The organism is Stenotrophomonas sp. STEN029 (assembly GCF_056760015.1).
Map to the genome: position 1 here is coordinate 17,108 of NZ_JBRREC010000025.1, position 14,236 is coordinate 31,343.

A 14,236-nucleotide genomic window follows, 5' to 3' on the forward strand; every position below is an offset into this window, starting at 1 on the left:
CTGCGCAAGGGAGGGGGCAAAGCCATAGGCTCAGACGTCGGCCGGGGTCATCCGCGGCATCGCCAGCGCTGCGCCTTCGTTCTCGGTGGAGCGGGCGGCGTACTGGTTGGCGAAGCGCACGTGCTTGATGAAGGCAGCGTCCGGTGCGGCCGCCAGCGAGGCGGCGAGGGCGCCGTTGAATGCGTCGCCGGCACCGGTGGTGTCCACCACCTGCACCGACTCGGCAGCCACCCGGTAGTACGGCTGGCTATCGCTGCGCAGCTTGTCCTCATCGTGCGAAACGAACACGCCAACCGCACCCAGCGTCACCACCACGGTGTTGCTGGACAGCTTGCGGCACAGGGCGTGCAGGCTGGCACCGTCAAGGGCGGCGACGTCATCGGCCTCGATGCGTTCGCCGACATGGCGGCCGAGCAGGGCGGCAAACTCGGTTTCGTTGGGGGTCAGCACATCGGCCAGCTTGAGCAGGCTGATGGTGGACGGGGCATTGGCCGGGGCGGCGTTGAGCATGGTCAGTACGCCGGCCTCGCGGGCCTGCGCCAACGCGGCTTCGATCGTTTCCACCGGCGATTCCAACTGGGCCAGCAACACTTTGGCATCACCGATCAGGGCGGCGTTGGCGGCAACGAAGTCCGTGCTCAGCGAGGCGTTGGCACCGGCGCCGATCACGATCGAGTTGCGGCCACGGCCATCGACGTAGATGCCAGCGGTGCCGGTCGGCTCGGCGGTGGCTTCGGCCACCAGCGTGATGCCGTCGGCGCTGGCCAGCTGGCGGGCGAGGTCGCCGCCAGCATCGGCGCCGAGCGCGCAGACGAAGCTGGTGTCGGCACCAGCGCGGCGTGCCGCGACGGCCTGGTTGAAGCCCTTGCCACCGGGACCGGTGCTGTAACGGCCAGCAATGGTCGCTCCCGGCGCGGGCAGGGCATCGCAGCGCCAGACGTGATCGACATTGAAGGAACCGGCAACGACTACAGAACTCATGGAATCTTTGTCTCTAAGGTGGCGATGAAACAGCAGCTGCGATGGCTTGGCCATCTGACTCGGCCGCTTTGTAGCGGCCGAGCCGTATCAGCTGGATTGAATCAACTGAAGTGGGTCAGCACGCCGGCAATGGTGGCGGTCATCAAGGTGGCGATGGTGCCGCCCAGAACCGCACGCAGGCCGAACTTTGCCAGGTCCTGGCGACGGTCCGGGGCCAGCCCGCCGATGCCGCCGATCTGGATGGCGATCGAGCTGAAGTTGGCGAAGCCACACAGGGCGTAGGTCGCGATCAGGCGGCCTTCTTCGCTCAAGGTGGTGCCAGGAACGTTGCCCTGGATGATCTGCGACAGGTCCATGTAGGCGACAAATTCGTTGATCACGACCTTCTGGCCAATCAGCGAACCCACGGTGGTGGCGTCAGCCCACGGCGTGCCGATCACCCAGGCGATCGGTGCCAGCACGTAGCCGAAGATGGTGGCCAGGTTGGTCGGCTTGCCGATGGCGGCGGCCAGGCCGGTGACGTCACCGATCCAGGTCAGTGGCGCATTGAGCAGGGCGATCAGGGCGATGAAGGCCAGCAGCATGGCGCCGATGTTCAGTGCCAGGCGCAGACCGTCGCCAGCGCCGGCTGCGGCAGCGTCGATGATGTTGGACGAGGTCTTTTCCACTTCCATCTTGACCGTGCCGCGGGTCAGCGGGGTGCCGGTCTCCGGCACCAGCAGCTTGGCGACCACCAGCGTGGCCGGTGCGGCCATGATCGAGGCGGCCAGCAGATGCTTGGCGTAGAAGGCCTGCGAGGCAGGATCACCACCACCGAGCATGCCGACATAGGCAGCCAATACGCCGCCAGCGATATGCGCCATGCCGCCGATCATCATGGTGATCAGCTCGGACTGGGTCATTTTGGAGATGTAGGGGCGCACGGTCAGCGGCGCCTCGGTCTGGCCGATGAAGACGCTGGCGCAGACGCTGGTGGTTTCCGCGCCGGACACGCGCATCACCTTGGTGATGGCCGCAGCCATGACCCGCACGATGGCCTGCATCACACCCAGGTGGTACATCACGCCCATCAGCGCCGAGAAGAAGATGATGGTCGGCAGCACCTGGAAGGCGAAGATGAAGCCGTACTTGGGCACATCCATCAGGCTGCCGAAGATGAAGTTCGAGCCTTCATTGACGAAGCTCAGGATCTTGACGAAGCCCTTGCCCAGCCAGTCGAACACGTCACGGCCGCCCGGAACCAGCAGCACCAGCGCCGCAAACGCGATCTGCAGGGTGATGCCGGTGGCAACCAGCTTCCAGTCAACGGCTTTCTTGTTATTGGAAAAGAGCCAGGTGATGCCCAAAAGCACCGCCAGGCCGAACAGGCCGAAGCCGATTCTGCCCAAACCTTCGAACATGAGTAATCCCCGGGCGTGCCCGCAAAAGACGCAAGCCTAGAGCAGCGGCTGATGCCGGGCAAGAATATCTCCGGCATAAGCCGGTATTTGCTGGGATTGCGCCGGTATCGGCAAGGTCTGCAGGGCGGTCCGGTGCGCAGCCGGGGTTACACTTGTGGCCTGTCTGCGCGGATGCCGCGCACCGTCCCCTAGTTGGAGCCAGCCATGCAATACCGTCGTCTCGGGTCGTCCGGCCTGCAGCTGTCCACCCTGTCATTTGGTGCCTGGGTGACCTTTGGCAGCCAGATCGGGCGCGACGAATCGCGCAACCTGATTGCCTGCGCCTGGGACAACGGGGTCAATTTCTTCGACAACGCCGAGGTCTATGCCAAGGGCCGCGCCGAGGAGGTGATGGGGGATGTGATCGCCGACCTGCGCCTGCCGCGGGATGGCTTCTGCGTGTCGTCCAAGGTGTTCTTTGGCGCGGTCGATGAGCCGGCGCCGACCCAGCGCGGGCTCTCGCGCAAGCATGTCACCGATGCCTGCCACGCCGCGCTCAAGCGCCTGCGGGTGGACTATCTGGACCTGTACTACTGCCACCGACCGGACGCGGAAACCCCGATCAGCGAAACCGTGCTGGCGATGGACAACCTGATCCGCCAGGGCAAGGTGCTGTACTGGGGTACCTCGGAGTGGTCGGGCGCGCAGATTGCCGAGGCCGTGGCGTTTGCCCGCGCCAACCATCTATATGCGCCGAGCATGGAGCAGCCGCAGTACAACCTGCTGCACCGCGCCCGCGTGGAGCAGGAGTACGCGCCGCTGTATGGCGATGCCGGGTTGGGCACCACCATCTGGTCGCCGCTGGCTTCGGGCCTGCTGACCGGCAAGTACAACGACGGCATCGCCGAGGATTCGCGCCTGGGGCAGACCACGCTGGGCTGGTTGCAGGCCTCGGTGCTGGGCGAGCCGGCCGATGACCGTCTGGGCAAAGTGCGTCGTTTCACCGCCTTGGCCGCGGAGCTGGGCGAGTCGCCGGCGCAGCTGGCGATTGCCTGGTGCCTGCGCAACCCGCAGGTGTCCAGCGTGATCCTCGGTGCGAGCCGGGTGTCGCAGCTGGAAGAGAACCTGCGCGCGCTGGACGTGCTGGGCAGGGTGGAAGAGGGCGCCTGGCAGCAGATCGAGGCGATCTTCGCCTGATAGTGGAGGTGTAATGCCGAGCCATGGTCGGCAACGCCGTGCCAGCAGGCTTTCAGCCCCGTGTTCATGGGGTTTGTGGGAACGGCGTGAGCCGCGAAGCCACAGATCCGTCAGGTTGCGGGCATGTTGGTAGCTTCAGTGCTGCCAGCTTCGCGGCTTACGCCGCTCCCGCAAGTGTGATGCTTGGCCGGTGAGGCCCTTGCCGAGCATGGCTCGGCACTACAAGGAGCCGGGCTTTTGTAGGAGCGGCGTGAGCCGCGAAGCCACAGATTCCGTCAGGTTGCGGGCATGTTGGTAGCTTCAGTGCTGCCAACTTCGCGGCTTACGCCGCTCCCACAAGCGTTGATGGTGGGCCGGTGTGGCCCTTGCCGAGCATGGCTCGGCACTACCGATGGGCGGGGCGGATTGTCCAGCCGGGCGCCGGATTTCAAAGTTATTGTAAATAGTTCTTGCATCGTTATTGAGAATCATTATCATCAACTCCGTCCCCAGCACGGAATCACGATGATGTCGGCCCAGCCCGTTATGCTTCGCCCCCGCACCCTCCACCTGCCGCAGCGCCCGGTCCAGATGTTGCCGGTCGATGGCGTTGTCGATAGCGGCGCCCTGCTCAAGGGCCAACGCGAGATCGTGATCCAGCACGGCGATAAGTTCTATCGCCTGCGGCACACCAGCAACGACAAGCTGATCCTCACCAAGTAAGTCGCTGCACGGCCGCGTTCGCCGCAGCCAGCGTTGCCGCGCTTGGCTTCCAGGAACGCACAGCTCTCTCCCCCCTTGGCTACAGTCTGGTTGCTCCGGCAACCGGGCTGTCTGCCAGGGGTTTTGTTCACTCCATGATTCCAGGCCTCCATGATCCGTCCAACTGTCTTGAGTGCTGCCCTGTGGGCGGTACTGTCTCCGGCGCGTGCTGAAAACGTCGCTGCACCCGTTGTGCATGAATTCGACCGCGTCCAGGTCACTGCTACCCGTACCGAGCGTGCGGTCAGTGACGTCGCCGCCACGGTCGATGTGATTGATCGCGAGCAGTTGGACAGGCAGTTGGCCAACGACATTTCCGACCTGGTGCGTTACGAGCCGGGCGTTTCGGTCACCCGCAGCGCTACCCGTTTCGGCCTGGGTGGCTTCCGCATCCGCGGCCTGGACGCCAACCGCGTGCTGATCCAGACCGACGGCATCGCCATGCCGAAGAGCTTCAACATCGGCAGCTTCGCCAACAGCAACCGCAACTTCACCGATCTGGAAACGCTCAAGCGCGTGGAAATCGTGCGCGGCCCGGCCAGCTCCTTGTACGGTTCTGATGCACTCGGCGGCGTGGTCGCTTTCGTCACCAAGGACCCGACCGACTATCTGAAGGATGGCAAGGACAGCTATGTCGGCTTGAAGTTCGGCTATGACGGCGAGTGGAAGGGCCTGCTGGCCGGTGCAACCGCAGCGTGGGGCGGTGAACGCTGGAGCGGCATGGTAAACGTCAACCACCACCAGGGCCAGGAAACGGTCAACAAGGGTGACGTGCGCAGCAAGGACTACACCCGCACCGCGCCGAACCCGCAGGATCGCGATGGCCGCAGCGTGCTGGCCAAGCTGGTATATGCGCCGGACGAAAGCCAGCGCTTCCGCCTGACCGTGGAAGGCAACGAGGACACCACCGATACCGACGTGTTCTCCTCGGTCAACGACAAGCACCCGGTCGCGGCGTCGCGCACCACCACCAGCATGAAGGCGCACGACACGCAGAGCCGCACGCGGCTGTCCTTCGCCCATGAAATGGATGCGCTGGATGCTGCATTCGCTGACAGCCTGAACTGGCAGATCTACAGCCAGAACAGCGAAACCAAGCAGGTCACCGACGAAGGCCGGACCAATGGCAGCCGCCGTCATCGCGCCTTCCATTTCGACCAGCGCGTCTACGGTGCGCAGCTGCAATTCAACAAGGCCTTGGAGACCGGCTCGGTCACGCATGCGCTGACCTGGGGCTTCGATGGCGCGGTCACCGACATCCGCCAGAAGCGTGATGGCTACCAGGTGCTGGCCAACGGTACCGTCAGCTCCAACATCTCGCCGGACAACTTCCCGGTGCGCGATTTCCCGATCAGCAAGACCACCGAACTCGGTCTCTACGTGCAGGATGAAATGCGCCTTGCCGACGGTCGCCTGTCAGTGGTGCCGGGCCTGCGCGTGGACCATTACCGGCTGAAGCCCGAACTGGACACGATCTTCAGGGAAGACAACCCGGACATGGCAGTGGCCTCGCTGACGAAGACCAGTGTCTCGCCGAAGCTGGGCGTGGTGTGGCGCTTCGATGATCAGTGGTCGGTGTTTGCCGGCTATGCGCACGGTTTCCGTTCGCCGCCGTACAACGACGTCAACCTCGGCTTCACCAACCTGATGTTTGGCTACACCGCCATCCCCAACCCGGACCTGAAGCCGGAAACCAGCAATGGTGTGGAGCTGGGCGTGCGCTATGTCAGCCCGGTCGCTTACATGAGCGTCAGCGGCTACTGGAACGACTACCGCGACTTCATCGAATCGCAGCGCTATGTCGGCGTCAATGCACAGGGCCTGATGGTGTTCCAGTCGCAGAACATCGCCGATGCGCGGATCTATGGTGCCGAGCTGAAGGCTGGTGTCGATTTCGGCCAAGTCAGTGATGCGTTGAAGGGCTGGGGGCTGCGCGGCGCGGTGGCATGGGCGCATGGGCAGAACCGTACTGAAGACACGCCGCTGGATTCGGTGGATCCGCTGCGCGGTACGCTCGGTCTGATGTACGACCGCGATGACTGGGGCGTTGAGCTGGCCGGCACGTTTGCGCGCCGCAAGGATCGCGTGGCCGTGGCCACGGCGTACCGTCCGGCCGGTTACGGGGTGATGGACCTGATGGCGCATTGGAACTTCGCGCCGGGCGCCAAGTTCAATGTCGGCGTGTTCAACCTGACCGATCGCAACTACATCGACTGGTCCAGCATCACCTCGACGCTGGCCGGCAGCAGCACCGTGATTGATCGCTTCAGCAACCCGGGTCGCACCGTTTCGGCCAGCGTCTCGGTGTCCTGGTAAGCAACGACGTTAGCGGTTCCTCCAGGAGCCGGCGAGGGAACGCATCGTGGCCACGGATGGCCATCCCTTCCATTCGCACAAGGAAAACCCATGAAACTGCTTTCCGCCAGCCTGCCGCTGCTGTTTTTCGTCAGCACCGCTGCCAGCGCCGCCACTGCCGATATCGCCCGTGACCACGACAGCATCCTGAAGATGCAGGGTGAGTACACGGTGGACTTCGCCTTCGATGAAACCGTGCTGCTCAAGCCCGGTTACGAACGTGCGTCGGCGATGCGCAGCGGTGGTGACGAAGTGGTGATCGTGGTTGAAGACACACCGCAGCGCATCGTGCTGCAGCATCTGTTGGTGGATACCAAGAGCGGCCATGTCACCAAGCATTGGCGCCAGGACTGGGTCTACGAAGCGCCGCAGCGTTTCGAGTTCACCGCCGACCAGACCTGGACGGTGCGGGCGATTCCGGAGGCACTCAACAAGGGCGCATGGACGCAGTGCGTCTACGAAGTCAGCGACGCACCGCGGTATTGCGGTACCGGTCGCTGGAGCTACAACAACAATGTGCCGACCTGGACCAGCGACCTGAGCTGGCGGCCGTTGCCGCGCCGCGAATACACCAAGCGCAGCGACTACAACGCGCTGGCGGTGGTGAACCAGCACACGCTGACCCCGAACGGCTGGACCCACGAACAGTTCAACACCAAGGTGCAGCGCAATGCGGACGGCAGCCAGGTGGAGATCGCACGCGAGTTCGGTTTCAACGACTACATCAAGACCACGGAAGTGGACTTCACTCCGGCGCGTACCTACTGGACTGCCACAGCGCCGTTCTGGGCACAGGTGCGCCAGCGTTGGGATGGCTTCCTTGGCAAGGCACCGGGCGTGCACTTGAAGACCAAGCTTGATGGCATGGCGATGATCATGCCGTTGTTCCAGCAGGCCGAGGAAATCCAGGGTGGCGCGGCGTTGGATACCGGCAAGATCGATGCGGTGTTCGCCAAGTACGTGGAAGCGGCCAGGTAAGTTGGCCTTGCCTGGCCTTTTTGATCTTGTGGGAGTGGCGTAAGCCGCGAAGCTGCTGCAGCATCAGGGCTAAGCGCCACCCCTCCCCAACCCTCCCCTTGGCTTCGCCAAAGGGAGGGAGCAGGGCGGCCCAGCGAGGACACGGTGGTAGGAGCAGCGTCAGCCGCGAAGCCGGTGCAGCTGTGATTGCGGGGCTGTCCGCAATCCGAAGGATGGCCTGCTACGTGGCTGACGCCGCTCCCACATCAGTCATGCTGACACGCTCTGGGCCTATTCCTTGAACATCAGCAGCGCGGCCAGCAGGATCAGCGCGAACGCCGCCCAGTGGTTCCACTTCAGTGGCTGCCCCAGGTAGGTGGCGGAAAACACCGCGAAAACCACCAGGGTGATCACTTCCTGCATGCCCTTGAGCTGCGGCGCCGAGTACACCGCGCTGCCCATGCGGTTGCCAGGCACCTGCAGGCAGTATTCGAAGAAGGCAATCCCCCAGCTGACGAGGATCACCGTCATCAACGGTGCGGTCTTGAACTTCAGGTGGCCATACCAGGCGATGGTCATGAATACGTTGCTGGCAACCAGCAACAGTACCGGGTAGAGGTAGGCGGTAAAGGAGGGGGCGGCCATATCCAGTTTCATCAAGACGGGTCGCTAGCATAGGGTGCCGGCGGGCAAGGGCTCGTCCTCGCCGGACTTGTTTCAAGTGATATCAATGGCGGCGTAAAGCCGTCTTCACCCGGAGTCCACCAGGAGTACGGCATCTTTCACAAAGCTGAAGACTAAGGAGGCTCCATGCGACAGACCAAGGAATCGTCCGGGCTGGTACTGGTTGTCGAAGACAACCGCAACATCTCCGAGATGATTGGCGAATATCTGGAAGGCAAGGGTTTCGAGGTGGACTACGCAGCCGATGGCCTGGACGGCTACCGGTTGGCCGCTGAGAACAGTTACGACGTGGTGGTGCTCGATCTGATGCTGCCGCGACTGGACGGCATCGAGGTGTGTCGTCGCCTGCGTAATGAAGCACGCAAGTCCACGCCGGTGCTGATGCTGACCGCACGCGACACGTTGGACGACAAGCTCACTGGCTTGGGCTACGGCGCTGACGATTACCTGACCAAACCATTCGCGATCCAGGAACTGGAGGCACGCCTGCGTGCGCTGATCCGCCGCGAGCGTCGCCAGGTGGGTGCCGAGGTGCTGAAGGTCGCCGACCTGGTGCTGGACCCGGTCAGCATGCGTGCCACCCGCGCTGGCAGCGAGCTGCAGTTGTCGCCGATTGGCCTGCGCCTGCTCACCATCCTGATGCGCGAATCACCGCGCGTGGTGACCCGCCAGGAAATCGAGCGCGAGATCTGGGGCAATGGCCTACCCGACTCGGACACCTTGCGCAGCCATCTGTACAACCTGCGCAAGATCATCGACAAGCCGTTTGACCGACCCCTGCTGCACACCGTGCAGAGTGCCGGTTACCGGATTGCCGACATCGGCCAGTCCATGGGCTGATCTGCAGGGGCGTGTACTGGCACCTGTGGTTTGAAGAACCGCCGCAGAACATGAGTCGCGGCGGTTTTTTTTCAGCCAGCTGATTCTGCGGCGGAGCCAGTCCATTCCCTATAATCACGCGTGCTTCTAGGGGGGGGCGCATGTCGTACGGGTTACCGCGGAAGATCAGAATAGCCTTCATCCTGCAGGCGCTGCTGGCGAGTCTGGCGGTGCTGCTTGGCGGCTATCTGATGGCGCTGGTGGTCAAGTACGGCCTGATCAACGCAGTCCTGCAGAGTGAGGCGCAGTACTACTGGCAGCAAAGCGCGCAGGTGGCAGAGCTGGCGCCACCCAATACGCTGCGCATCCGTGGCTACCTGCAGCCGGCAGGGCATTCCGACACGGGTGTGCCCGCGCAGCTGCGCGCACTGGCGCCGGGGTTTCATGAGCTGGAGTCGTCCGACCAGCTGGTGCTGGTGGACCAGCAGCCGGAGGGGCGGCTGTACCTGGTGTTCCAGCGTTCGATCGCGCACCGCGCGGCGGTATGGGCAGGGGTGTTGTTGATCCTGCTGGCCATCCATGCCTCGTCGTGGCTCACCTATCGGGCCTCGGCGCGGCTGGTTGCACCGGTGAGCTGGCTGGCGCGACGGGTGTCGCTATGGGATCCACGCCACCCCGATGCGAAGGAGCTGGCACCGGAGCGCTTGCCGCCGGAGGTGCAGGGCGAGACCCGGCAATTGGCGCTGGCCCTGCATGACATGGCTGGCAAGGTTGGCGATCACGTGGCCCGCGAGCGCAACTTCACCCGTGATGCCAGTCATGAGCTGCGCACCCCGCTGACCGTGATCCGCATGGCCAGCGACATGGCCTTGGCCGATTCCGGGCTTACCCCGCGCCTGCAGCGCAGCCTGCAGCGCATCCAGCGTGCCGGCCGCGATATGGAGGCGGTGATCGATGCCTTCCTGCTGCTGGCCCGCGAGGTGGACGTGGAGCCGCAGTCGGAGCTGTTCGATGTCGGCGAAGTGGTGCGCTACGAGGCCGCCAACGTTGAGGAGCTGTTGCAGGGCAAGCAGGTCCAGCTGCGGGTGCTGGTGGAAGGCAACCAGATGCTGCTGGCGCCGCCACGGGTGATGCACGTGGTGGTGGCCAATCTGCTGCGCAATGCCTGTCTCTACACCGACGTGGGCGAGGTCGAGGTGCGGGTGATGCCGGGCCAGGTGGTCGTCCGCGACACCGGTATCGGCATGAGCAGCGAAGCGCTTGCGCGGATCTTCGACCCCTTCTTCCGGGCCGACGGCGGCCGCCAGCTGGGCGTAGGGCTGGGCCTGCCGATCGTGCGCAGGCTGTGTGAGCGCTGCGGCTGGCAGATCGAGATCGACAGCCGTGAGGGGCAGGGCACCACCGTGACCCTGCTCTATCGCTGAGATGGGGCTTGGCGGCGGCTTCGGTAAGCAGGGGCCAGATGTGGCAAAATTGGCGGCTAATCTCACGCTGCCGGTGTCATCCCCATGAGCGGTTGTTCAGCCTTCAAGGTTCTGCCCGGCCGCGCTGCGGCAACTGGCAAGGTGTCGCATGGCTGACCAGATCGGGCACCTGCCGCGCGGCCCGGGACGCATCCTCAAGGCCGCCAAGTGGTCCTGGCAGGGGCTTTGCGCTGCCTGGATGCACGAGTCCTCGTTCCGGCTGGAGGTCTGCCTGTTCGTGGTGCTGGCGCCGTTGGCGTTGTGGCTGGGCCAGAGCCCGGTCGAACAGGTGCTGATGATCGGCTCGATGCTGCTGGTGATCGCCATGGAGCTGGCCAACTCGGCCATCGAGGCGGTGATCGAACGCTATGGCCCGGAGTACCACGTGCTGGCGGGCCGCGCCAAGGACATGGGCTCGGCGGCGGTATTCGTGCTGATGATGAACGTGCTGCTGTGCTGGGGCCTCATCCTGCTGCCGCGCGTTTTCTGACAAGTCAGCCGCCGGGCGGCGCTGACGCAATGTTTTTTTTGAAGGATTGTTCACATGTCTCTTGAGTTTCTAGCCGACCCGAACGTATGGGTCACCCTGTTCATGCTCAGCGCACTGGAAATCGTGCTCGGTATCGACAATCTGGTCTTCATCTCCATCGCGGTCGGGCGCCTGCCCGAGCAGAAGCGCCCGCTGGCGCGCCGCGTGGGTATCGCGGTGGCCTGCATCACCCGCATCCTGCTGCTGATCTCGCTGGCCTACCTGGCGCATATGGAGAGCAACCTGTTCAACGTGGCCGGCATGGGTATCTCCATCCGCGACCTGGTGTTGATCGTGGGTGGCCTGTTCCTGCTCTACAAGGGCGGCAAGGAAATCCGTGAGCTGGTCACCGGTGGCGAAGACGAAGACCCGACCACGACCAAGGTGGCATCGTCGTTCGGCATGGTGATCGCGCAGATCGCGGTGATCGACATCGTGTTCTCGCTGGACTCGGTGATCACCGCCGTCGGCATCGCCTCGCATGTCCCGGTGATGGTCTGCGCGGTGCTGTTGTCGGTAGCGGTGATGCTGCTGGCAGCCAACCCGCTGGGCCGTTTCATCGACGCCAACCCGACCGTGAAGCTGCTGGCGCTGGCCTTCATCCTGATGGTGGGTGCGGTGCTGGTGCTGGATGGCCTGGACGTGCACGTGCCCAAGCCCTACATCTATGCGGCGATGGGTTTCTCGATCCTGGTGGAGTGGCTGAACCTGCTGATGCGCCGCAACGCCAAGGCCCACCACGTGCCGGGTTCGGACAACTGGTAAGTGTTTGATCAGCCGGCATCCCCGGCCGAGAACCTGACCTGAAAGGGCCGGCACTGCCGGCCCTTTCGTTTTTTGTGGGAGCGGCGTCAGCCGCGAAGCCGGTGCAGCTGTGATTGCGGGGCTGTCCGCAATCCGAAGGATGGCCTGCTACGTGGCTGACGCCGCTCCTACAACCGCCTGGCCCAGGGACTTTGCCGTCCCCCGGTCTTTGCAGACCTTGAACAGGCAACGTGGCATGCTCGGCACTCCCGCCATCCAGGGCCCGACCCATGCGCCAGTACCTTCGCCTGATGTTGCTTGTCATCGCGGTGATTTCCGTTTCCGGCTGTGGCTACAACGCCATCCAGCAGAAGGATGAGGCGGTCAAGGCCGGCTGGTCCGAGGTGGTCAACCAGTACAAGCGCCGCGCCGATCTCATCCCCAACCTGGTCAATACCGTGCAGGGCTATGCCCAGCAGGAGCGGCAGGTGCTGACCGAGGTCACCAATGCCCGTTCAAAGGTGGGGCAGATCCAGGTCAATGCCGACGATGCCGATTCGCTCAAGCAGTTCCAGCAGGCCCAGGGCGAGCTGGGCAGCGCGCTGTCGCGGCTGCTGGTGGTCAGCGAGAACTACCCGACGCTGAAGTCGGACCAGAACTTCCGTGACCTGCAGGCACAGCTGGAAGGCACCGAGAACCGCATCACCGTGGCCCGCGGCCGCTACATCCAGCTGGTGCAGGACTACAACACCTACATCCGCTCGTTCCCGCAGGTGATCACCGCCAAGATGTTCGGCTATGCGGCCAAACCCAACTTCACCGTCGACAACGAGGCGCAGATCGCACAGCCGCCGACCGTGAGCTTCGGCAACCAGCCGGCAGCGCCGCAACAGACGCCGCCGCAGCCCGCGCCGGCGCAGTGAGCCGCGCGCGATGAGCGCGTTGTTGCAGCGCTTGGGCTTGCTGCTGTGCCTGCTTGGCCTCGGCTGGGCAGGCCCGGCGCTGGCCCAGCAGCTGGCGCCGATCCCGCCGCTGGATTCGCCGGTGGTAGATACCACCGGCACCCTTGATGCGGTGCAGAAGCAGGCGTTGGAGCAGCAGGCCATTGCCCTGCAGCAGCGCAAGGGCGCGCAGCTGCAGGTGCTGATCGTGCCGACTACCCAGCCCGAGGACATCGCCCAGTACAGCACCCGCGTGTTCGACCAGTGGGCGATCGGTCGCAAGGGCGTGGATGATGGCGTGCTGCTGCTGGTGGCCAAGGATGACCGCAGGGTGCGGATCGAGCCGGGCTACGGTCTGGAAGGTGCCATCCCCGATGCCATCGCCAACCGGGTGATCCAGGAATACCTGGTGCCGCACTTCCGCCAGGACGACTACGCCAGTGGCATCACCGCCGCCAGTGGTGTGCTGGTCAAGATCATCGACGGCGAGGAGCTGCCGGCTCCGGTCAGCAGCAATCGCGATGGCGGCGGTGGCGGTGGCGGCGGTGATTCGATCTTTTTCTTCGCGATCATGATCGGTGTGTTTGCCTCCACCTTCATGCGCATGCTGCTGGCCAAGCTGCCGCGGCCGATCCGTGGCGTGGTCTCGGGCCTGATTGCCGGCGCGGCGGGTTGGCTGCTGCTGTCGGTGCTTGGTGGCGGTATTGCCGCGCTGGTGGCCTTCCTGTTATCGCTGGGCAAGGGTTCCAGCGGTGGCTTTGCCAGCGGCGGTGGCTGGGGCGGCGGAGGCGGCTTCGGTGGCGGTGGCTTTGGCGGAGGCGGTGGAAGCTTCGGCGGAGGTGGCGGTTGGGGCGGTGGTGGTGGACGTTCGGGAGGCGGTGGCGCCTCGGGGAGCTGGTGATGCGCTGGTTACGACATTTCTTTGCTCCCTCCGCGCATGCCGCATTCCCGGAAGCCAGCCTGGACCGCATCGCCCACGCCATTGCCGACGGCGAGCGCCTGCACGGCGGCCAGGTGATGTTCGCGGTCGAGTCCGACCTGCCGCTTGCGCTGCTGTGGAAGAACACCAGCCCCCGCGCCCGTGCCGAGCACGCCTTCGCGCTGCTGCGTACCTGGGACACCGAGGCCAACAACGGCGTGCTGATCTATCTGCTGCTGGCCGATCATGCCATCGAGATCGTTGCCGACCGTGGCCTGCAGGCGCGGGTGGATTCGGCGCAATGGCAGTTGATCTGCGATCACCTGCGCGAGCAGCTGAGCGGGAATACGCGCGAGGAGGCCGTGCTGGCGGCGGTGGCCGAAGTCTCGCAGCTGCTGTCGCAGCACTTCCCGCCTGATCCGGAAGGGCGCTCGCGCAACGAGCTACCTGACCGCCCGCAGGTGTTCGGCTGAAGCATGGGTTGAGTGGCAAGGGTCGCTACCCCGAGAATAGGGGCTGGTTTGCCT

Annotated in this window: 14 protein-coding genes; 11 read left to right on the forward strand and 3 right to left on the reverse strand. The window is 64.4% G+C overall.

The window, feature by feature from the left end; all coding sequences use genetic code 11:
- Nucleotides 1-30: 30 nt before the first annotated feature.
- Together ACVOLI_RS07855 and ACVOLI_RS07860 are read right to left on the reverse strand one after the other, a co-directional pair.
- Nucleotides 31-981 (reverse strand): ribokinase, encoded by a 951-nt coding sequence (locus ACVOLI_RS07855; protein ID WP_481534164.1) that lies wholly within the window; start codon nucleotides 979-981, stop codon nucleotides 31-33.
- Nucleotides 982-1,082: 101 nt separating this feature from the next.
- Nucleotides 1,083-2,381 carry a NupC/NupG family nucleoside CNT transporter gene (locus ACVOLI_RS07860; RefSeq protein ID WP_282269936.1) on the reverse strand — a complete coding sequence of 433 codons (1,299 nt, stop codon included), beginning with the start codon at nucleotides 2,379-2,381 and terminating at the stop codon, nucleotides 1,083-1,085.
- 204 nt (nucleotides 2,382-2,585) lie between these two features.
- Between ACVOLI_RS07860 and ACVOLI_RS07865 the strand changes: the two genes are divergently transcribed.
- The 4 genes from ACVOLI_RS07865 (at nucleotide 2,586) to ACVOLI_RS07880 (ending at nucleotide 7,631) form a co-directional block, all read left to right on the forward strand.
- Nucleotides 2,586-3,557: a potassium channel beta subunit family protein gene (locus ACVOLI_RS07865; protein WP_481534165.1), complete on the forward strand. Its 972-nt coding sequence runs from the start codon at nucleotides 2,586-2,588 to the stop codon at nucleotides 3,555-3,557.
- Nucleotides 3,558-4,064: 507 nt separating this feature from the next.
- On the forward strand, nucleotides 4,065-4,259 hold the full coding sequence (gene hemP / locus ACVOLI_RS07870; protein ID WP_303749971.1) for a hemin uptake protein HemP: 195 nt from the start codon (nucleotides 4,065-4,067) through the stop codon (nucleotides 4,257-4,259).
- A gap of 150 nt (nucleotides 4,260-4,409) precedes the next feature.
- Entirely contained in the window at nucleotides 4,410-6,614 is a 2,205-nt protein-coding gene (locus ACVOLI_RS07875) for a TonB-dependent hemoglobin/transferrin/lactoferrin family receptor (protein ID WP_481534166.1), read from the forward strand.
- A gap of 90 nt (nucleotides 6,615-6,704) precedes the next feature.
- Nucleotides 6,705-7,631: a DUF6607 family protein gene (locus tag ACVOLI_RS07880; protein ID WP_481534167.1), complete on the forward strand. Its 927-nt coding sequence runs from the start codon at nucleotides 6,705-6,707 to the stop codon at nucleotides 7,629-7,631.
- A gap of 270 nt (nucleotides 7,632-7,901) precedes the next feature.
- On the opposite strand, the gene ACVOLI_RS07885 is transcribed toward ACVOLI_RS07880, so the two are convergent.
- A complete protein-coding gene (locus ACVOLI_RS07885) occupies nucleotides 7,902-8,255 on the reverse strand; it encodes a DMT family protein (protein ID WP_282273039.1) in 354 nt (117 codons plus the stop codon).
- A gap of 165 nt (nucleotides 8,256-8,420) precedes the next feature.
- Here ACVOLI_RS07885 and ACVOLI_RS07890 point away from each other — a divergent pair, with 165 nt between their 5' ends.
- The 7 genes from ACVOLI_RS07890 (at nucleotide 8,421) to ACVOLI_RS07920 (ending at nucleotide 14,182) form a co-directional block, all read left to right on the forward strand.
- Nucleotides 8,421-9,134, forward strand: coding sequence for a response regulator transcription factor (locus ACVOLI_RS07890; RefSeq protein ID WP_057630720.1), 714 nt, complete (start codon nucleotides 8,421-8,423; stop codon nucleotides 9,132-9,134).
- A 140-nt stretch (nucleotides 9,135-9,274) separates the two neighbouring features.
- Nucleotides 9,275-10,537 (forward strand): sensor histidine kinase, encoded by a 1,263-nt coding sequence (locus tag ACVOLI_RS07895; protein ID WP_481534168.1) that lies wholly within the window; start codon nucleotides 9,275-9,277, stop codon nucleotides 10,535-10,537.
- 148 nt (nucleotides 10,538-10,685) lie between these two features.
- The gene (locus ACVOLI_RS07900; protein WP_282273051.1) at nucleotides 10,686-11,066 is read left to right on the forward strand and encodes a diacylglycerol kinase; all 381 of its coding nucleotides are present in this window, start codon (nucleotides 10,686-10,688) and stop codon (nucleotides 11,064-11,066) included.
- Between the two features lie 54 nt (nucleotides 11,067-11,120).
- Nucleotides 11,121-11,870 (forward strand): TerC family protein, encoded by a 750-nt coding sequence (locus ACVOLI_RS07905; RefSeq protein ID WP_296247169.1) that lies wholly within the window; start codon nucleotides 11,121-11,123, stop codon nucleotides 11,868-11,870.
- 269 nt (nucleotides 11,871-12,139) lie between these two features.
- On the forward strand, nucleotides 12,140-12,772 hold the full coding sequence (locus tag ACVOLI_RS07910; RefSeq protein WP_481510016.1) for a LemA family protein: 633 nt from the start codon (nucleotides 12,140-12,142) through the stop codon (nucleotides 12,770-12,772).
- A gap of 10 nt (nucleotides 12,773-12,782) precedes the next feature.
- Complete coding sequence (locus tag ACVOLI_RS07915) at nucleotides 12,783-13,691, forward strand: TPM domain-containing protein (protein WP_481534169.1); 909 nt, start codon at nucleotides 12,783-12,785, stop codon at nucleotides 13,689-13,691.
- Entirely contained in the window at nucleotides 13,691-14,182 is a 492-nt protein-coding gene (locus tag ACVOLI_RS07920; protein ID WP_481534170.1) for a TPM domain-containing protein, read from the forward strand. Before ACVOLI_RS07915 ends, ACVOLI_RS07920 begins: the two co-directional genes overlap by 1 nt.
- Nucleotides 14,183-14,236 lie beyond the last annotated feature (54 nt).

Excerpts from the sequence above, each read along its gene's own strand:
- ACVOLI_RS07855 (WP_481534164.1), bottom strand. The coding sequence starts at position 981 with ATGAGTTCTGTAGTCGTTGCCGGTTCCTTCAATGTCGATCACGTCTGG.
- ACVOLI_RS07860 (WP_282269936.1), bottom strand. The coding sequence starts at position 2,381 with ATGTTCGAAGGTTTGGGCAGAATCGGCTTCGGCCTGTTCGGCCTGGCG.
- ACVOLI_RS07865 (WP_481534165.1), top strand. The coding sequence starts at position 2,586 with ATGCAATACCGTCGTCTCGGGTCGTCCGGCCTGCAGCTGTCCACCCTG.
- hemP (WP_303749971.1), top strand. The coding sequence starts at position 4,065 with ATGTCGGCCCAGCCCGTTATGCTTCGCCCCCGCACCCTCCACCTGCCG.
- ACVOLI_RS07875 (WP_481534166.1), top strand. The coding sequence starts at position 4,410 with ATGATCCGTCCAACTGTCTTGAGTGCTGCCCTGTGGGCGGTACTGTCT.
- ACVOLI_RS07880 (WP_481534167.1), top strand. The coding sequence starts at position 6,705 with ATGAAACTGCTTTCCGCCAGCCTGCCGCTGCTGTTTTTCGTCAGCACC.
- ACVOLI_RS07885 (WP_282273039.1), bottom strand. The coding sequence starts at position 8,255 with ATGGCCGCCCCCTCCTTTACCGCCTACCTCTACCCGGTACTGTTGCTG.
- ACVOLI_RS07890 (WP_057630720.1), top strand. The coding sequence starts at position 8,421 with ATGCGACAGACCAAGGAATCGTCCGGGCTGGTACTGGTTGTCGAAGAC.
- ACVOLI_RS07895 (WP_481534168.1), top strand. The coding sequence starts at position 9,275 with ATGTCGTACGGGTTACCGCGGAAGATCAGAATAGCCTTCATCCTGCAG.
- ACVOLI_RS07900 (WP_282273051.1), top strand. The coding sequence starts at position 10,686 with ATGGCTGACCAGATCGGGCACCTGCCGCGCGGCCCGGGACGCATCCTC.
- ACVOLI_RS07905 (WP_296247169.1), top strand. The coding sequence starts at position 11,121 with ATGTCTCTTGAGTTTCTAGCCGACCCGAACGTATGGGTCACCCTGTTC.
- ACVOLI_RS07910 (WP_481510016.1), top strand. The coding sequence starts at position 12,140 with ATGCGCCAGTACCTTCGCCTGATGTTGCTTGTCATCGCGGTGATTTCC.
- ACVOLI_RS07915 (WP_481534169.1), top strand. The coding sequence starts at position 12,783 with ATGAGCGCGTTGTTGCAGCGCTTGGGCTTGCTGCTGTGCCTGCTTGGC.
- ACVOLI_RS07920 (WP_481534170.1), top strand. The coding sequence starts at position 13,691 with ATGCGCTGGTTACGACATTTCTTTGCTCCCTCCGCGCATGCCGCATTC.